Origin of the sequence: Deinococcus arboris (assembly GCF_009755355.1) — a bacterium.
In the GTDB taxonomy this organism is placed as follows: Bacteria; Deinococcota; Deinococci; order Deinococcales; family Deinococcaceae; genus Deinococcus; species Deinococcus betulae.
Map to the genome: position 1 here is coordinate 135,242 of NZ_WQLB01000003.1, position 18,558 is coordinate 153,799.

The 18,558-nt window shown below is 69.4% G+C and carries 10 protein-coding genes; 2 read left to right on the plus strand and 8 right to left on the minus strand.

Annotated features, from left to right (window positions below; all coding sequences use genetic code 11):
• Positions 1 to 51 precede the first annotated feature (51 nt).
• From GO986_RS03470 to GO986_RS03480, 3 genes are all read right to left on the minus strand, one after another.
• Positions 52 to 4,065 carry a VWD domain-containing protein gene (locus tag GO986_RS03470; RefSeq protein ID WP_157457861.1) on the minus strand — a complete coding sequence of 1,338 codons (4,014 nt, stop codon included), beginning with the start codon at positions 4,063 to 4,065 and terminating at the stop codon, positions 52 to 54.
• Positions 4,066 to 4,634: 569 nt separating this feature from the next.
• A complete protein-coding gene (locus tag GO986_RS23370) occupies positions 4,635 to 7,811 on the minus strand; it encodes a BTAD domain-containing putative transcriptional regulator (protein WP_157457863.1) in 3,177 nt (1,058 codons plus the stop codon).
• 382 nt (positions 7,812 to 8,193) lie between these two features.
• Complete coding sequence (locus GO986_RS03480) at positions 8,194 to 8,400, minus strand: hypothetical protein (protein WP_157457865.1); 207 nt, start codon at positions 8,398 to 8,400, stop codon at positions 8,194 to 8,196.
• Positions 8,401 to 8,721: 321 nt separating this feature from the next.
• Here GO986_RS03480 and GO986_RS03485 point away from each other — a divergent pair, with 321 nt between their 5' ends.
• On the plus strand, positions 8,722 to 9,909 hold the full coding sequence (locus GO986_RS03485; RefSeq protein ID WP_157457867.1) for a M20 family metallopeptidase: 1,188 nt from the start codon (positions 8,722 to 8,724) through the stop codon (positions 9,907 to 9,909).
• A gap of 176 nt (positions 9,910 to 10,085) precedes the next feature.
• Here GO986_RS03485 and GO986_RS03490 read toward each other — a convergent pair whose 3' ends face one another.
• From GO986_RS03490 to GO986_RS03510, 5 genes are all read right to left on the minus strand, one after another.
• Positions 10,086 to 12,779, minus strand: a complete 2,694-nt coding sequence (locus GO986_RS03490; RefSeq protein ID WP_157457869.1) for an HD domain-containing phosphohydrolase — start codon at positions 12,777 to 12,779, stop codon at positions 10,086 to 10,088.
• Positions 12,780 to 12,998: 219 nt separating this feature from the next.
• Entirely contained in the window at positions 12,999 to 13,610 is a 612-nt protein-coding gene (gene folE, locus GO986_RS03495) for a GTP cyclohydrolase I FolE (protein ID WP_198170380.1), read from the minus strand.
• Positions 13,611 to 14,018: 408 nt separating this feature from the next.
• A complete protein-coding gene (locus GO986_RS03500) occupies positions 14,019 to 15,236 on the minus strand; it encodes an adenylosuccinate synthase (RefSeq protein WP_157457870.1) in 1,218 nt (405 codons plus the stop codon).
• A 167-nt stretch (positions 15,237 to 15,403) separates the two neighbouring features.
• Positions 15,404 to 15,829, minus strand: a complete 426-nt coding sequence (locus GO986_RS03505; protein WP_157457873.1) for a secondary thiamine-phosphate synthase enzyme YjbQ — start codon at positions 15,827 to 15,829, stop codon at positions 15,404 to 15,406.
• A gap of 323 nt (positions 15,830 to 16,152) precedes the next feature.
• Positions 16,153 to 17,040, minus strand: a complete 888-nt coding sequence (locus GO986_RS03510) for an intradiol ring-cleavage dioxygenase (RefSeq protein WP_232337382.1) — start codon at positions 17,038 to 17,040, stop codon at positions 16,153 to 16,155.
• A gap of 146 nt (positions 17,041 to 17,186) precedes the next feature.
• Between GO986_RS03510 and GO986_RS03515 the strand changes: the two genes are divergently transcribed.
• Positions 17,187 to 18,554 (plus strand): DUF4403 family protein, encoded by a 1,368-nt coding sequence (locus tag GO986_RS03515; protein WP_157457875.1) that lies wholly within the window; start codon positions 17,187 to 17,189, stop codon positions 18,552 to 18,554.
• Positions 18,555 to 18,558: the final 4 nt, after the last annotated feature.

Sequence of the window (18,558 nt, forward strand, 5' to 3'; positions counted from 1 at the left end):
CACCTATTCTCAGGTGTGCCCGGTCAAAGCTGGGCCGCAGGGAAGTGGTCTTCAGGGGTCGCAGGGTGCCTGGTCAATCTTGACGTCATAGCGGCCAGAATTGTCCAGCGAATAAGTGTCGTTATGGGTCAGCCACAGGTGACCGCCCGCCGGCACACACGTCCATTCCGTAAACCCATAGCCCCAGGTCAGGGCCGACTTGTCCGTCTTTGGCTGCCCCGGCTGCGTAACTCGGGCCACCAGGTTAAAGCGGTTTTGCACGTTGTCCGCCGGGAAGTCGTAGGTCCAGCCAGCGCGGTCGACCCCTTCGGGGCCCAGAGGCCAGTTCAGCCAGTTGCCGTGGTCGCCCACAAACACTGTCCCGGCAGCCACCAGGCGCACTTTCGTGTTGGCCGGCAGCGTGATGCCTGTATCCTGCCAGTTGTAGTCCGTGCCCCGGATATCGAAACTCAGGTCGGCGGCCACGACCGTTACCGTCACTTCGCGGGTCAGGGCGCCGCTGACCGCGCGCACCCTGTACGTTCCGGGCTGGGCCGGGGCGGTGTAAGTGCCGTCTGCGCCCACGGTCCCCTGGTCAGCGCTCCAGGTGATGCTGGCCGGATTCAGGCCGCCGGTCAGCTGCACGCGCAGAGGCAGGCTCCGGCCGACAAACACGGTGGCCGTGCTGGGCTGGACCGAGAACCCCGGCGTGTGCTCCTCGCGGTGGTGCGCCAGGACTTCCGCATCGCGGTCGGTCAGCAACACGTCCATAACGCAGGCCTCCAGGGCCGAGGGCGGCAGGGGCACGTCCGGCGTGGCGGGGTCGGTGTCGCGGCCCAGGCAGCGGTCCTCGGCCTGCTGAAAGGCGGCGGGGTCGCGTCCACGCAGGCCGTCCAGGGTCACGATCTGGCTGGGGAAACTGAGGTCCGTGAAGGTGGCGGTGGACTGGCCGGCGGTGTAGTCAAACAGCGAGGTTGCGTCCGTGACACGCCAGCTGTGGCCAAAGGTCCAGTGGAGGTCGTGGGCGCTAGGGTTCGTCAGGGGCTGGCCAGCGCCCTGCACCACAAAGTCGTCGTCCTGGCCGTTGGCATTGCCCAGCAGGCCGGTGACCTGCCCGCGCCGCGCCGCCGCCAGCCGCACATGCACGGACGAGCCGTGCATCCGAACGAAGGTGCCGTCCGGCCAGGTCACGGTGACGCGGGCGCCGTCGCGGTCAATGCGGCCACCGCCCGGCAGGGTCACGGTGGGCACACCTGCCCCGATGCCCTGTCCATTCACTCGCAGCGCGCCGTCTCCGGCCACGTTCACGCGGTTCTGCCCGACCCGCAGGGCGTAGGCGCTGTTCCAGGCCACCTGACCGTAAAACCACCCGTTGGGTTCCTTGACCGTCCGCACCTGCACTTCAAAGTCGCTTGCGCTCTGGGTGGTGCGCGCCAGCACGAACTCGCCGACCAGTTGCAGGTCGTAGCGCTGGCCGTCCAGCGTTTCCAGGTGCGGGTCCCCGGTGCTGCCCCCGTCCGGCGCTTCACCCTTGCAGACAAAAGTGACGGTGGCGTCGCGCGTTTCGGCGTGCCCACCCACGCTGACCACCGCCCGGACGCTGGCCGAATGCACCGAGTCCTCGGGCACCTGGGGACAAGTAAAGCTGAGGGGAATGCCCAGATTGCCCTCGCCGCTCTCGAAGACGCCCGAGGCAGGGGCTGAACTGCTGGCCCCGGTCCAGCTCAGGTCGTAGTGCGCGGGGGCGCCGCCCTCTTTGACCGTCAGCCCCACCGTTTTGGTCACGGTTTTACCCGCTCGGCCCTCGGCGCGCGAGTTGGGGGGGTCCAGGGTGACGAGCAGGTTGCGGCAGGTGATGTCAATGCCCCCCACATACCCCGCCGCTGGCACGCGACCAAACAGCCGGTTATGCGACAGCAGCATCAGGTGGCCGCTGTCACCCATGCGGTCGCACAGCGCCTGCGTGACCTCGATAGGCTGGGTGTCCAGGCGCGCGGCGTCCTCGCTGCCAGGGCTTTCCACGATAAAGTTCGGCACGTCGGCCCCCAGCGCGAAGGTCTCGTCACCGTCCACCCACACGCCGCCCCGGCGGGCCACCAGGCTGCCTGGCTCGGCCAGCAGGCCCGTTACGTCTTCCAGGGTGGCCTGCCCGCCCAGTTGCAGGCGGTCCCCCACGCGCACCCGGCCGCCGCCGAAGGGCTGACCATTTTTCAGGGCCTCAAAGTCGCCCTCGCCCACCGGGCGGTAGAAGTTCAGCTCGGCAGGGCGCCAGGACAGCACGTCAAAGGGGCCCAGGTCAGCCAGACCCAGCCGGCTCAGGGCCTCCGAGACTGCCCGCACGAACTTCAGGTCCGTCTCGACGCTCAGGACCGCGCCGGCCTCGGTGGGGGTTTCCCGGTTCTGGGCCACCGTGATGTCGTCCCCGTACACGGCCTTGAACTCGGGGCCAATCTTGACGGTCACCAGTTCCAGTTTGGTGGCCTCCAGCAGGGGGTCAAGCCAGCCGCCCAGGTTCAGCCAGCCCGAGAGGCGTTTCAGGGCGCGGGTGGTCTGACCGCCCACGATCATGTTCAGGCTGCCGGTGCCGTACAGGCCGGCTTGCTGCTCGAACGTCCAGGCCTTGAAATCCGGTTCCAGGGTCCAGTCCAGGGTGGGGGTGGCGGGCAGCACCTGCACCCCCCGCCGGTAATCGGGGTCGTGGCGCCCGGCCACGTCGGCGTCGGTGCTGACCGGCACGATGACCTTGACGCTGGCGGTGGCCTCGGCTTTCAGGTGGGGGCCGCCTTCCAGCTGCATGGAGGCCTCGAAGCTGGGGGTCAGGGTCACGCTGGGCGAGAGCACGGCGGCAAACGGCCCTGTGATGGGCAGGTCAATGTCGAGTTCGCCCAGTTCACAGCTCACCTCGGCCGAGCCACCGCCCCGGAACTCCGCAGAAGATTTGAGGCCCAGCTGCGCGGTCAGTTTGGCGGCCATGACCGGCTCAGCCGACATCAGGTCGGCGTAGACATCGAAGTCGAAGTCATGTGTCAGTTCCAGCGGCTGCACCGACCCGTTCCCCAGCTGGCCCGAGACCTCGCACAGCTCGCCCGGTCGCGGCCGGGCCTGACGTGAAGTGCCCCCGACCGGCGCCGCGACCTGATGAACGCGGGCCAGGTCCCAGCCCTGGGCGGTCAGGCGGGTGGTGTCCAGCCGCAGGTCGTACTTGCCCAGATACAGGGCGATGGCCTCGGTCTCCAGCTGCACCAGGCTGTACTCGCCCCGCGTTTCGGCGGCGCGCACCGTGCCCATGACTGTGGCGCCCCCCTGCCCCAGCAGCCGCGTGCCCAGCGCCGGGGCCGGGCCCCGCAGGACCACCGGCTCGCGCACCAGCTGAACCTTCCCGCCGTCCAGGGGCCGCGTGATCAGCGCCGCCTGCACCTCCTGAACCGAGAACCCGCCCACCAGGCCGTTTTCAATGCCGGGCAGCGGAAAGTTGCCGGGGTCAGCGCCGTCTGGGATGTAGCCCACCGGAAAGACCACCTGCTGGTCACTCAGCAGCTGGGTGCCCTTGGTGGCGGTGGCGGTGGCGACCAGCACGGGCGGCGCGGTCAGCACCGTGTCCGCCGGCCCCGTGGCCCGCACAGCGATCAGGCTGGACCCCACGGCCGAGGTGGCGGTAACGCGCACCCGCCCCTTGCCCAGCGGCTCGACCGTGTAGGCGCCGCGCGCCGAATTGGCCCATTCCAGCGAGGCCAGCACCTCGTCCGGCAGTGGCGCGCCGGGCCGCGCGGGGTCAAAGTAGTGCACCGTCAACTCGGCACTGTCACCCGCACGGGTCAGCAGGGCCGCGCTGGGGGTCACGTAGAGGCTGGGGGCGGCGCGGCCCGGCAGCGGGCGACCGGGCGAGGCTGGCGCCGGGGTGCCCTGGGGGGCCACGCTGGCACGGGGGCTGGCCGCAGCCTGCGCCGGGCTTTGAGCCGCTGGAGCGGCGGGCGTGTTCAGGCCGCAGGCCGTCAGGGCCAGGCACGTGCCGGTCAGCAGCAGCGTCCGCAGGGGCCGCCGGGGCGAGGACGGAAAGACAGTGGTGGGCGGGTGGGGGTCGTTCATGCGCGTTCCTCCTGGGCCGCGCGCCTGGCCTGAGGGCCGGGGGCGGGGTGGCACGCGTCACGGTAAGAGGGGCCTGCTCATACGCCACTCGCAAGAACAGGGCATTTGGTAACGGGGTGGTAGAGGGTGAGCTGAGGAGAAGCTGTCTTCAGGCGCTCGAGACAGATCAGACGTTTCAGGCCCGCTGATCCGGCTTCCATCTGTTCTGGACGCAGCGCAGACAGTAGGCAGTTGCCAACACGGGATGGCTGACACTGTGCCCGAACAGGGTTGGGGTCACTCTCTCCTACCTCACCACTCCGCTCTGATTAGGGCTGCCTCGCGCGCATTTCCAGAGTCGTGCCTGTATGCCTCTGAGCCATTGATCTGATCCTCGGCGTTGGCATGTTCCGGTCGGACCTTCGAGAGATCATCGGTGCCCCGCCGGAAAAGGCTTCAGATTCAGACGGTCAGCAGTTGAGCTGGATAGGCCTTTCCGCTCGGTCTCTCCTAGAGCAACACGGTCGGAGGGCCTGGGCACAGCAAGGACAGCAGGACCTGACGCCCCGCTCCTAACTTCTGCTGCCGCCCTACCCGGCGGGGCGCTCATCCAAAAAATCCTGCCACGCGGGCGGCAGGGTCTCCCCCACTTCGGCAAAGCGCGCCGCTGCACTCTGGTATGTGGCTAGGGCGCCCTTGCGGTTGCCACTGGCCCGCAGCGCGCGCAGGGTCAGGGCCAGCGCCGCCCGGTCATAGGGGTCGGCCTGCAGCAGGATGCGGCCCGCGCGCGCCGCTTCCCTGGGGTCATGGGCCAGCGCCGCGTCTGCCGCACTGTGCAGCGCCGCATACAGCAGGTCGGCCGCGTCGGCGCCCTGCTCGCTGTCCAGACCGTCCAGCAGCGGGCCGCGCCACAAAGACAGGTCCCGCGTGTGCAAGAAGGTCTCGGCGTCGCACATCACGTCGCCCAGCGCGTAGCCCCCCAGGGTGGTGCGCACACTGGCCGCCCCCAGCGCACGGCGCAGGTGATACACCACCTGTTGCAGCCGGTTCAGGGCGTCGGCCTCGGTCTGGGCGTCGGGGTCATCGGGCAGACCCAGGGCCAGCGCCCGCGCGCTCAGGCTGTCCTGGCCGGTCAGGCGCGCCAGGGCCAGCCGGGCCAGCACCTCGCGCCGCAGCCCGCCGGCCACGCGGACCACCTCGCCCCCGACCACCACACGCAGGGGCCCCAGCACCTCCACACGGCATCCCGCCGTGGCCGGCGCTGGCATGAGGTGGGGCGGCGCTGCCGTGCCAGGCGCACCCAACTCGCTCAGGGCGCGGCGAGTCAGCGCCGCCGTGTGTCCCCCACCCTGTGCCTCCAGACGGGCCAGCAGGGCGTGCAGGGCTGCCGCGTCCCCCTGCACGCGGGCCAGCGCCAGGGCCGCCAGGTCGGCGCCCGCCGTCTGGCCCTGGGCACGCAGCGCCGCCTGGCTGCGGGCCAGGGCAGCTTCGGCTTCGGCCGGGCGGCCCAGCCGCTCTAGCAGCAGGCCCCGCACCGTCAGGGCGTCGGCGGCCGGCGCGCCTACCAGGCGGTCGTGTTCGTCCAGCAGGGCCAGGGTCGGCGCCTCGGCACCCTGCGCGGCCTCCACCCGCGCGGCGCTCAGCAGGGCGCTGGCCACAATGGTGGCGGCCCCCGAGGCGCGGGCGCTGCGCAGGGCGTCGCGGGCGTGTTTCTGGGCGCGGGCCAGGCCATGTGGCCGCTCGGCCTCCAGATTGAGGGTCACCAGCGCCTGCTTGGCGACCATCACGAGGTACATCTGGTCCCCCTGCGCCTCCAGCACGTCGGCGGCACGCAGCAGGGTGGCCTCGGCCTCGTCGTAGCGGCCCAGCTGCACCAGGGTGGAGCCCAGATACGCCTCACGCTGCGCCAGGCGGTAGGGGTTCCCCAGGACCTCGGTGGCGGTCACCGCCGCCGCAAAGTCCTGCCCGGCCCCGGCGTAGTCGCCCTGCGCCAGCCGCAAAAAGGCGCGCTGGGTCACCGCCAGTTCGCGGGCGCGCTGCAGGTCGCGGTCGGGGCTGTCGCCCGGCAGGGTGCCCAGCAGGGCCAGGGCGCTGCTCAGGCGCTCCAGGGCCAGGTCGGGCTGACCCTGGTGGTAGGCCACGCCAGCGTAGGCCATCCACAATTCGGCGCGGGCCAGCGGGTCAACGCCGCACCGGTCCAGCGCGCCGCTCAGGGTCGCTGCCGCCTCATCCGTGCGGCCCAGGCGCATCAGGGCGTCGCCCACCACGTACAGCGTGGCGGGGGGCGCCCCAGCCTGCAGGTTGGGGGCAGCGGCCCACTGCTCGGCGGCGGCAGCAAAGTCCTGCCCCATCCCCAGCAACTGCACCTGTTTGTGGTGCCAGCGGGCCTGGCCCGGGGCGCCGCCCCCCAGGCTGGCCATCAGCGCACTGGCCTCGGCTGGGCGGCCCTGTTCCCACAGCAGTTCGGCACGCAGCAGCCACATGTCCAGCCGCTGCTCGGGCGTGGCCTGCGGCATGGTGTCCAGCAGCGCGGCGTACCCCTCGGCCCGCGCCGGGTCGTAGGGCTGCCAGGCCAGGGCCGTGCGCACGGCGGCGCCCGGCCGCGCCGGGTCAGGCGGGGCCAGCGTCGCCAGGTGGGCAGCCCAGTGACCAGCGGCCTCCTGCCCGGCGCCAGCCGCTTCGGCGGCGTGGGCGGCCTGGGCCAGCAGGTCGCGCGCCTGGGCCGGGTCCAGCGCCGCACTGGGCACAAAAGGCGCGCGGGCGCGGGGGTCACTCAGCACCTGGAGCGCGCGGCCAGCCAGCGTACGGTGCACCGGGGCGGGCAGGTCACGCCGCACCACCTCGCCGTACAGCGGATGCACAAACAGTGGCCCGGCCAGCAGGCCGCGCGTTTCCAGGAGGTCACGGGCCTGGGCAAAGGCCGGCGCGGACAGCCCCGCCACCGCCCGCCAGACTTCCGGGTCGGCCCGCTGTTCGGGGCTCAGCAGCGCGGCGGCGCCCAGCAGCACCTCGGCATCGGGGTCCTCTACGCGCACCGCCTGCCCCAGCAGCGCCTCTATGGTGTCGGGCAGGGGGTCGCTGCCCGGCGCCTGCCACCGCCAGCCCTGGCCGTCGTTCCACAGCTGGCGGCTGCGGGTCAGCAGGCGAAAATATTCCAGAGCGAACAGCGGGTTGCCCTGGGCGCGCGCCGTAATCCACTCGGCGGCGGCCGGCGGCAGGGGCGCGTCCGCCTGCCTTTCCAGCAGGGCGGCCAGTGCTGCCGGGCTCTGGGGCGGGACCGGCCAGCCACACCAGGGGTCGGCTTCCCCCTGCGGCTGCCGGCTGGTGCCCAGCACGCCCACCCCCCGCTTGTGCGCCGACTGCCGCGCCAGTTCGGACCACAGCGCCGCGCGGGCAGGGGTGCCAGTGTGCAGGTCCTCGACCAGCAGGACCACGGGCGCCAAAGTACCCAGCGCCGAGAGCAGCGCGCCGGCCAGGGCCGCCGGTTCCAGCGCCTCGCCCGCGGCAGCGCGGCGCAGCAGCCGCTCGGCCCAGCCGCCCGCTCCCGGCACCAGGGCGGCCAGTGCGGCGGGGGCGACGTCGGCCTGCACCGTCAGGGTGCGGCAGCCCAGCGCCGCCAGCACCTGCTGGGCCAGGTGGGTTTTGCCCCGGCCAGCCTCACCCCACAGCAGCTGCGGCGCGGCGGCGCGGCGCGACTGCACGGGGCGCAACGCCGCCACCACGCGGCGGGCCAGGTCCACTGGCACGGGGGCCACAGCTTTCCTCACGGTGCACTCACCTCCTGGATGGGGCAAGTGTACCTCGAGTCAGCCAGGACGGGTTTGAGGGCGAGGCGAGCGCGCCTGTTCCCAGTTCCCTCTTGCGCGGCGGGTTAACCCAGCAGCGCTATACCGCCTGACCCACAAGCGGCCTCATACGGATTCCGTCTATACCGCCAACAAATCGGAAAAGAAGTGACTTGCACACTCCACGCCTGGAACCCGTTTTTCTCTTTCTGGCTTTTCTGCGAAGCTCTCCGAGTCTGCTGCGCCGCTTGCCAAGTCCACTTGGATTAAATCGTTTTTACAAACGATTTAATCGGAGGCTGTCTCACACCATAGCGTCCCCGCCCTGACACCACGTCAGGGCGGGGACGGCATAGGCAGCGGTTTAGAACCAGCGGCTGCGGCGACTTTTGCCCCCCAGCTTGCGCTGCGCCTGATTCAATATGAAGTCGAAGGCGCGGTCACGCTTGCTCGCTTTGGTGTACTTGCTTTTGCGCCCAGACTTGCGGGCCAGGGCCAGCAGTTCAAGGATGACAGGAGCAGCGGTCAGCAGTAGGCCCAGTTTGCCTTTGGAGCGGGTGCGCGTTTTCATGCTGCCCAGTACGGGGCGAGGGGCAGAAAAGTTGCGGGGATAAGGCTCAGGTCTGACCCTCAAGGCAAGAGTGGCTCCAGACAGGCCGCCGGGGCGCTGCGCCCTGCTCTGGCAGCTGAGACAACGGAACCATTCAGGCCCCTTGTGGGTCAAATCTCAAGCCCGTCACCCCACCGACTTGCCAGTCTTCCGCCACCGGCTTACCTCTGCTCGGCTTCCAGGGCCACTCCATCCGAACAGGACTGCATGGCTTGTCCGGGCATGGCCGCCTGTTCGCCTCACGGCCGCTGCCTTGCCCTCCAGGCGCGCTAGGCTAAGGCCATGACCGCAATTCAGGAGAAGGTGGCGGGGCTGCGAGAGCAGCTCGTGGCGTGGCGGCGGCATCTGCACATGCACCCGGAGGTCGGCTTTCACGAGTACGAAACGTCGGCCTACATTGAGGCCGAACTGCAGCAGATGCCGGGCCTGACCGTCACGCGGCCTACTGCCACCAGCGTCCTGGCGGTCCTGAAGGGCGGGCAGCCGGGCCGCACCGTGCTGCTGCGCGCCGACATTGACGCGCTGCCCATCCACGAGGAAAACAACTTCGAGTTCGCCTCCACGCGTCCCGGCGTCATGCACGCCTGCGGCCACGACGGGCACACGGCCATCTTGCTGGGGGTTGCTAAGCTGCTCTCGGAGCATCCCCAGGACGTGCCGGGCGAAGTACGCATGATCTTCCAGCACGCCGAGGAAATTGGGCCGGGCGGGGCCGAGGAACTGGTCATGAACACCGACCTCATGAGCGGCGTAGACGTGGTCACAGGCCTGCACCTGAACAGCCAGCTGCCCGCTGGTGTGGTGGCGGTCAAGCCCGGCGCCTTCATGGCGGCCCCCGATATGATTGAGCTGACCATTCGCGGGAAGGGGGGCCACGGCGCCCACCCCGAAGAAACGGTGGACCCCATCGCCGTGGGCGCGCAGGTGGTCACCAACCTGCAGCATGTGGTCAGCCGCCACGTGGCCGCGCAGGACGCGCTGGTGGTCAGCATCACGCGCTTTGCCAGTGGCACGACCCACAACGTCATTCCCGACACCGCCGAGCTGATGGGCACGGTGCGGACCTTCGACCCGGCCCTGCGCGAGCGCGCCCCACAGCTGATCGAGCGCGTGATTAAGGGCGTCTGCGAGGCCCACGGCGCCACTTACGACCTGCGCTACGAACTTGGTTACCGCCCCCTGATTAACACCGACTGGGTGGCGGCGCAGCTGAAAGCCATCGCCCTGGACGTGGTGGGCGCAGAGCAGTTCCGCGAGGCCCGGCCCACGATGGGCGGCGAGGACTTCAGCGCGTACCTGGAAAAGGCGCCGGGCGCGTACTTTAACGTCGGCTCGGGCAGCGACGAGGCCGACAGCCGCTGGCCGCACCACCACCCGCGCTTCACCATTGACGAGGCCAGCCTGGAAGCCGGGGTGCGGATGCTCCACGCCGCCGCGCTGCGCCTGACGGGTCCAGACGCGCAGCTGTAAAGCCTCTGGAGAGAGCCGCCGCTCACAGCGAGCCGTGATGGCAACAACGATCCACTCACGAAGAGCACTGGAGGGCCGCAGAGACTCGCTTTTCTGTGCCCGTCTGCTCGCCCCAGCGGCATGAAGGATCAATCTCTCCATGCCGCTGGGTGCTCCTCTTCGGGCAAACTGAACTTTTACGCTGCTGGAATCCCCGCACCGGGTGCGCCTTCGGGTGCCGGCACCACCTTTCCAAACAGCACGGTCAGTTCGGGGTCAAACTGGCTGCCACTGCCGGCCATGATGATGCCCAGGGCCTGTTCGTGGGTCATGGCGCCCTTGTAGGGCCGCACGCTGGTCAGGGCGTCGTAGACATCGCACAGCGCGAACACGCGGGCCAGCAGCGGAATCTGGGTGCCCGCCAGGCGGTCCGGGTAGCCGGCGCCGTCCCAGCGTTCGTGGTGCCAGCGCACGACCCCGTGGGCCTGTGGGTGCAGGAAGGGAATGCGCGAGACCAGTTCGGCGCCCAGCGGCGCGTGCTGCTCCATGACCCGCCGCTCTTCCGGGGTCAGGCGGCCCGGTTTGAGCAGGATGGTGTCGGGCACGCTCAGCTTGCCGATGTCGTGCAGGGTGGCGCCGTGACGCAGGGCAGTCAGCTCGTCTTCGGGCAGGGCCAGGGCTTCCCCCATGCGCTGCGCCAGCGCCCGCACACGCTGGGTGTGCCCCTGGGTTTCCAGGTCGCGGGCTTCCAGCGCCACGCCCAGCATGTTCAGCGAGGCTTCCAGGGTGGCGCGCAGGTCGCTCAGGTGGGCGCCTCGTTCCATCACCCGGGTGCCCACCGAGGCAATCATGGCCGCCAGCGCCTCGTCGGTGGTCTGAAAGGGCCGGCCAGCCAGGCGCAGCAGGCACAGCGCGCCCAGCGGCTGACGGTCATGCGAGAGCAGCGGCACGGCCATGACCGCACTGTCGGCAGTGCTGCCGTCCGGCTGCAGGTGGGCGCCAGGGGCGTCGGCCAGGCGGTCAGCGCGAATAATCTGACCACTGTCCAGCGCCTGCCAGGACAACCCGTCGCCCCGGCGCAGCAGGGCCGGGGTGGAGGGTCGGCCCACGACAGGCCCGGCCTGCGCCGCCGGCACCAGGCAGTCCTGGGCCGCGTCGTAGCGCAGCAGCAGCGTGGAGGTGGTGCGCAGCAGATCGTGGGCCGTCGTGGCCAGTTGCGCGGCCACCGCCTGGTCATCGGCGCTGAGATTCAGGTCGCCGTGGAGCCGCGCCAGCTGCTCAAGTTCATGCCAGCGCTCTTGAAGTTGCAGCAGCGCCGCAATCTGCTGGGCAAACACCTGGGCATCCTGAATGGCCACCTGGGTAAAGGCGTCCTCGGCCGCCGTGGATTCCAGGTTCAGGTGGGCCACGACCTCGCCGCCCAGCACCACCGGCAGGCACAGGCTGGCCTTGAGGGCCTTGCGGGCGCCCAGCTCCTCAAACACCTGGCGCTCCTCGGTGCCCAGCCGGGCGTCGGCCTCAGCCCACACCTGCCCGATATCCTGACGGCGGCGCACGCGCGGCACGCCACGGCGCCACGCCTCTGGCCCCTGGCCGTACCAGCTGACCTGCGAGACCTCAGACAGCGGCGTGCCCACCAGGTCTGGCGCATAGCCCTGCACCGCCCGAATAAAGAAGGTGTCGCCCTGGCGGATGTTCAGGCTGCCGCAAGTCACGTCACCCAGGGTGGCCACCGCCAGCCGCAGCAGCTCCTGCCAGTCGGCGTCGGTCAGGGGGCGGCGCTGCGAGAGCAGTTCCACAGTGGTGCGCTGCGCCTGCCACAGCGAGTAACGGGGCCGCAGGTCCGGCAGGGTTGAGACCGGCAGACGCCGGGGCATGTGCTCCACGGCCACCAGGCGCCCCCCCCCGTTCGTCTTGGCCAGATACAGCGCCTCGTCGGCGCGGTGAATCAGTTCGGCGGGTTTCTCGCGTGTCAGGCGGGTGGCCAAGCCTGCCGACAGGGTCAGGGCCGCCCAGGGCGCCGCGCCGGGTTCGGCCAGCTGCGCCTGAATATGGGCCACCACGGCGCGCACCTGCGCTTCAGGCTGGTCCAGCAGCAGCGCAAACGAATCGTGGCCCAGCCGGAAACTGTGGCCCGGCGCGGCGTCACGCAGCACCTGACCCACGTAGCGCAGCGCCCGGTCACTCTCATCGGGGCCGTGCGTGTCGGTCAGGCGGCGGAAGTCGTCCAGGTCCAGCAGCACCAGGTGGCCGCCAGTCTCCAACCGGGCCAGTTCCTCTTCAAAGCGGCGGCGGTTGCCCAAGCGGGTCAGGTCGTCGGTTAGCACCTGCTGGCGCAGGTCATGCGTGACCTGCAAGAGCTTCAGGCGAGTGTGTAGCACCCCCAGCACGAGCAGGGTGGCCACGCTGTGCAGCAGCAGCATACCGGGGTAGGCCAAGAGCCCCAGGCCGCGTGATTCGGGCACGACAAACAGCGCCGCGCCCACCCCTAAAAAGGGAATGGGCACCTTCCAGAAGTCCCACATGGTCAGGCGCGTCATATCCAGGGTGGGGCGCAGCAGGCTGGAGAGCCCCAGGACACTCAGCGTGTTGACCAGCGACACCAGGCCGCCGCTCTGGGATTCCAGCAGCCGCCACACCACCACTGGCAGCGCCACCGCTGCCCCCGCCCGGAAGCCGTAGCGCAGCGTAATTAGGGCGATAGGCACGTAGCGCAGGTCCAGCTTGAACGCACCCACCGACTCGGTGTAGTACACCAGCAGCAAAGTAGTCATCCCGGCCAGCAGCAGCCGCAGGGCATGTTCGTTGCGTGAGCGGCTGACCGGCCACTCGCGGTAGGTCAAACTGACCAGAAACGTGCAGGTCAGCAGCAAGCAGAGATTGAGCAGCACGGCACGTCCTCCCGAGCTACCCTACCCAGCGGCCCCTTACACGAGTCTCACGCCGCACCACATGTTGTAACCGGTTCAACATTGAACAGAGCGCCGCCCAGGTTGAATCGTGGGCGGTGGCGACCTTGCCGGTAGACAGGTCCGCCATCAGCAGGAGTCATACCAGTTCTGGCGCCGCTCGCCTCATCTCGAAAACCCACGAAGAGGCGGGCGAGAGGCTTACCGGCCGCGCAGGGTGCCCTGCACGGCGCTCATGAACTCGGCGCGGGTGCGCGGATCGGTGCGGAAACGGCCGCGCATGGCGCTGGTGGTGGTGCTGGAATTCTGCTTCTGGACGCCGCGCATGGCCATGCACAGGTGAACGCCTTCCATGAAGACGGCCACGCCCTTGGGCGAGAGCAGGGCCTCGGTGGCGTCAGCAATCTGGGTGGTGATGCGCTCCTGCACCTGAAGGCGGCGCGAGTACAGGTCCACGATGCGCGCAAACTTGCTGAGGCCCAGAATCTTGCCGTCCGGGATGTAAGCCACATGCGCCCGCCCATAAAAGGGGAGCATGTGGTGTTCACACATGGAATAGAACTCGATGTCCTTGACGATCACCATCTCGCTGCCTTCGGCGGCGAACACGGCGTCCCCCACGGCGTCCTCCAGCGTTTTGTGATAGCCGGCGGTCATGAAACTCCAGGCCTTGGCCACGCGGTGCGGGGTGCGCAGCAGGCCCTCGCGCGCGGGGTCTTCCCCGATGGCCGAGAGCCATTCGTGCGTCAGGGCGCTCAGACCGGGCACCTCCTGCTTCTCGTCGTTGGCACTGATGACGGGTTCGGTGGTCAAAATGTCACTCCTTTGGCGGCGCCCGCACGGCAGGCCGGGCGCCACGATGAATGCCGCGAGTGTACGGCGGCCGGGGTGCGTCTGGTGTCCTCCTCTCCCCGAACACCACCGGAAAGGAAGTTCACGACCCGCACCACGGCTCTTTGACCGCTCATCCCGACGCCGATTGAATCGTTTACAAACACGACGAAAGCCAACCGGAGGAAGGAGCCAAGAGAGTTCTGGCCGTGGAAGTGGCACATCGGTTCTTGCCCGTTGTGTTGGCGTGACAGACACGGCAGTCCGTCTCACGCCGCTTGGGCCAGTCGTCTACTGAACGACCTGCCTCCAAGTGGGCCTCACCGCCTCTCGCAGCAACTGTCGGCTGGCTTTCAGGCGGCGAGAGGCCTGCCCCCGCCCCACCTGTGTTCAGGTCCAGCTGACCTGGCCGTAAGTCTGCTCGCGCGCGGGCCCGGCCGAGAAGATGACCACTGGGCAGCCCACCGTCTCTTCAATCAGGTCGAGGTAGGCCTGCGCTTCTTTGGCCAGCGTCGCGCGGCTGGTGGCGCCGTCGGTGGTGGCCCAGCCGGGCATCTCTTTGATCAGGGGCTCGCCGCTGGAGCCGTAGCCCACGCACACGGGAATGGTGTCCAGGCCCGCCAGAATGTCCATCTTGTTGATGACCAGGCCGTCCAGGCCGTTCACGTCCACAGCGTATTTGAGGAGGTGCAGGTCCAGCCAGCCCACCCGGCGGGCGCGGCCGGTGGTCGTGCCGTACTCGTCCCAGGGCTTGGAGCCGTCACCGCGCAGGCGCAGAATGCCGGCTTCGTCGTGCACTTCTGTCACAAAGGGGCCGTGGCCCACGCGGGTATTGAAGGCTTTGGCCACGCCGTAGACCTTGTGAATGGCCTTGTGGTTCACGCCCGCGCCCACCAGGATGCCGCCTACGGTGGGGTGAGAACTGGTGACAAAGGGGTAGGTGCCGTAGTTCAGGTCCAGCAGGGTGGCCTGCGCGCCTTCAAACAGCACGTTGCGGCCCTGGGCAATGGCCGCCCGCAGCTGCGCGCCCGTGTCCTGAATGAAGGGGGCCAGCGCCTCGCGGGTGGGGGCCAGGCTGTCCAGGGCCACCTGAACATCCGTCCACCCCGCGTCGCGGGTGGAGTTGGGCTTGGCTTCCAGCAGGCGCTCGATACGCTCTGAGAGCACGTGGTCGTCCAGCAGATCGCCAAAGCGGATGCCCACGCGCCGGGCGCGGTCAGCGTAGGCCGGGCCAATTCCGCGCCCGGTGGTGCCCACGAAGTCCTTGCGGCCGTCCACATATTTGTGGTGCGGCAACACCAGATGCGCCCGGTCGCTGATACGCAGTTCGGGGTCCAGTCCACCGGCTTGCAGGTTGCGCCGCTCTTCCATGAACTTGTCGGCGTCAATGACCATCCCGTCGCCCAGCACACTGACGGTGCCTTCGTGCAGCACGCCACTGGGCAGCAAGTTGAGCTTAAAGGTCTGCCCCTTTGCCGTGACCGTATGCCCGGCATTGGCCCCACCCTGATAGCGCACCACGAACTCGGCTTCCGGCGCGAGAAAATCGGTGATTTTCCCCTTGCCCTCGTCGCCCCACTGGGCGCCCACAATTGCAATTCCAGGCATGTATTGCCCCTTATGCTGCGCCGCCCAGACTTACTTTTCCGGTCCCTGGTTGGGGCAAAAAAAAGCACGGCGCGCAGCACCGTACCTCAGTGTAAGCGAGAGGGGGCTGGAAGGCGCGGGACTTGTTTACGTGGGGTGGACGCGGGCGCAGGAGGCACTGCGCCGCGTCACAGCCGCTCGCCCTGCACCGTCAGCACCAGCCGGCGCGCTCCGCCATCGTCTCTGTGTTCGCACAGATAGATGCCTTGCCAGGTGCCCAGCGCCAGGCAGCCCCCCTGCACCGGCAGGCTCAGGCTTGGCCCCAGCAGACTCGCCTTAATGTGCGCGGGCATGTCGTCTGGACCTTCCAGGGTGTGCTCGAAGGCCGGCCAGCCGTCAGGGACTGCATGATTGAAATACCGCTCGAAGTCCCGCCGCACGTCGGGGCTGGCATTTTCATTCAGGGTCAGGCTGGCGCTGGTGTGCTGGAGAAAGACGTGGAGCAGGCCCACGCGAAGCCGGGCCAGTTCTGGCACTGCCGCAGCGACCTCCCGCGTGATGAGGTGAAAGCCGCGCCGCCGCGCCGGCAAGGTCAGAAGGTGCTGCGCCCACATGAGGGGAGTGTAGAGGCCAGGCTGTTGCGAGGCGCTAAATCAGGTCGCCAGAGCCGCTCGCGCTGATTGGGCAAAGAAAAAGCCGCGCTGACAGTTCAGATGCCGGCGGCCAGAGGGGGCGCTGAGAGCCCGCACAGGCTGTATGGGGCGCGGCTTCGTGACTTCACCGTTTCAGGGTGCGCTCCAGAGGGTCGCCCAGACAGAGGCATGCTTATCAGAACGTCACCCTGGTCGCGCACGGCCTCGCTGAAAAGAGATAGAAAACGCATGGACCACCATCAAGCAGGGCGAGCCCGGCGGCCCGCCCCTGCCACCTTCCGCCCTTACCTTGCCAGTCCTACCGTCAGATTCGCCGTGTACCCCGCCGCCACACTGCCGGTCACAGTGGGCAACTGGGTGGCGTATCCGTCGCTGAACACGTTGTCGCGGCCCAGGCTCGTCTGGGCCAGGTTGCGGGTGCTGCCCGCGTAGGCGGCCTGGGTATACACCTGGGCGCACATGTCCTGCGGCAGGGCCAGCTGCGAGGTCTGAATCTTGTTGCTGGCGTTCGTGGCACTGGTCAGAGTCGGGTAAACCTCAAAGTGAATGTGCGGCCAGCGCCCGGCGTAGCAGCCCGGCACGATGGTCTGGAAGGTCACGGTGCCGTCAGCGTCCGCCACCTGCACCCCCCGCAGAAAATCCTCGCCCACCGCCGAGCCGCTGTACATCGAATACTGGCCGTCGGCGGTGCAGTGCCAGGCGTAGACCGCGTAGCCTGCCAGGGGCGCGCAGCTGGCGTTCACGTTCACCAGTTTCAGGGTCAGGGTCAGCGGCACGCCCGCCGCCGTGTTGCCCGTGCCCAGGCTGGTGCGCAGGTCGCGGCGCACGATCCCGCTGCGGGTCAGCACATTCAGCGACTGACCCGAGGCCACCGAGCCGTCGGCGGGGTACGGCCCGGCAGTCTCTGAAGGAATGGCGCTGGGGCAGGCGTCCGTGCCTGGCGTGGTCGGTGTCGTTGGCGTCGTGGGGGTGGTCGGCGTGCCGGTGGTGGGGGCGGTGGCCGCCACGCCGCAGCCCACCAGCAGGCCAATGCCCAGCAGGCCCAGGCCAATCACCTTTCGCCGGTCAACCACCGGACGCAGAATCATGTTGGTGTCGGCCTGCAGGCCCAGGTTGTTCAGGTCGTCATGGTGGTCGTGGTCGTCGGCGGGGTAGGGACGGATGGGGTTCATGGGGGCCTCCTGTGTGGGGGTGCTCGGCTCTTGCCACGCCCCCTTTGCTCTTGCTCCGCACAGTACGGAGGGCCGGTTAAAGGACTGAGAAAGCCGGAGAGGCCAGGCGGCGGCGGGTCTCATGGGAGGCCGGTAGCCTGCCCCGGATGCGCCGCCTTCTCATGCCCGCCCTGTTGACTGTGCTGATGACTGCCCCCGCCGCTGCCGTGTCCACCCTGACGGTGCCTGTCACCGTGCCCCTGGCCAGCGTGCAGGAGGCCGCCAACGCCCGCGTGCCGCTGGAATTTGCGCGGGTGGATGAAACCCGCAGCTTTGCCGGGGGGCTCCTGAGCGTCAAGCTCGGCGGCACAGTTACGCGCGCCGGGCACGTCCGGGTGGGGCCCACGGCCGACGGGTCGGGCCTGGTGGTCCGCGTGCCCATTCGCGCGGCGCTGCGGGCCACGCCGGGCGGCGCCGGGGCCGTGCTGGCCCGCGACTTTGGTGGCGAGGCCACCGTCAGCCTGACCGTGACGCCCTATGTCACGCCCCAGTGGGAGGCAGGCGTGCGGGTCAGGGGCGACTACACCTGGACCGACCCCCTGAGCGTGGAACTGGCGCCGGGTGTGCGCGTCAGCGTGCAGTCGCTGGTGGACACGCAGGTGCGGGCGCAGCTGGACCGGGTCACGGCCCAGGTGGAAACGGCAGTCCGTGACGGCGCCCGGCTGCGCGAGCGGGCGCAGACCCTGTGGACGCGGGCCGCCCAGCCCTGGACCCTGCCCACCCCCGACCCGGCCTACGCCCGCGCCCAGCCCCGCAGCCTCAGCGTGACGCCCATTCGGTTTACTCCGGACGCCCTGAAGCTGACGCTGGGGGCGGCGCTGGACCTGAATGCGGGGCTGGGCCGCCCGCCAGCGGCGTCCTCTGCCGGCCCCCTGCCGGCCCTGAACACGGTGCCCAGCCTCCAAGAGGGGCTGGACCTTCAGGTGCCGGTGCGCCTGCCCTACGCCGAGCTGTCACGGGCGGCCACACAGGCGGCGGCGACCCGCACCCTGCCGCTGCCCGTGCCCACCAGTCCGGTGCTGCGGGTGCTGGGGGTAACCCTCTCGCCGGCCGGGCCACGCCTGAATGCCGCCGTTCAGGTGCAGGTCACCGGGCCGCTGGGCCTGCGGGTAGGCGCTACGGTGGACGTGCAAGGAACTCCCGCCCTGGACCCAGCCGGCCAGACACTGACCCTGAAAGACGTGCGCGTGGTTACCCGGCGCGAGGGCGTAACCGGCCGCGTCATCGGCTGGCTGGCCGACGCCCGCGCGCAGGCTTACGTGCAGTCGGCGGCACGCTTTGACCTGCGGCCCCAGCTGGAGAGGGCGCGGGCGCAGCTGCAGGCGCGCCTTCCCCTGACCCCCGCGCCGGGGCTGGTGCTGGCCGGCACAGTTCGCACCCTGAGCGTGACCGGCGTGCAGGTCACGCCCGAGGCCCTGGTAGTCAGCGGCCAGGCCACGGGCGACCTGTGGGCCACCGTGGAGATGCCGCGCTAAAGGT

Coding starts and splice junctions, on each gene's coding strand:
- GO986_RS03500 (WP_157457870.1), bottom strand. CDS start 15,236: ATGCCTGGAATTGCAATTGTGGGCGCCCAGTGGGGCGACGAGGGCAAG.
- GO986_RS03510 (WP_232337382.1), bottom strand. CDS start 17,040: ATGAACCCCATCCGTCCCTACCCCGCCGACGACCACGACCACCATGAC.
- GO986_RS03505 (WP_157457873.1), bottom strand. CDS start 15,829: ATGTGGGCGCAGCACCTTCTGACCTTGCCGGCGCGGCGGCGCGGCTTT.
- GO986_RS03480 (WP_157457865.1), bottom strand. CDS start 8,400: ATGAAAACGCGCACCCGCTCCAAAGGCAAACTGGGCCTACTGCTGACC.
- GO986_RS03470 (WP_157457861.1), bottom strand. CDS start 4,065: ATGAACGACCCCCACCCGCCCACCACTGTCTTTCCGTCCTCGCCCCGG.
- GO986_RS03515 (WP_157457875.1), top strand. CDS start 17,187: ATGCGCCGCCTTCTCATGCCCGCCCTGTTGACTGTGCTGATGACTGCC.
- GO986_RS03485 (WP_157457867.1), top strand. CDS start 8,722: ATGACCGCAATTCAGGAGAAGGTGGCGGGGCTGCGAGAGCAGCTCGTG.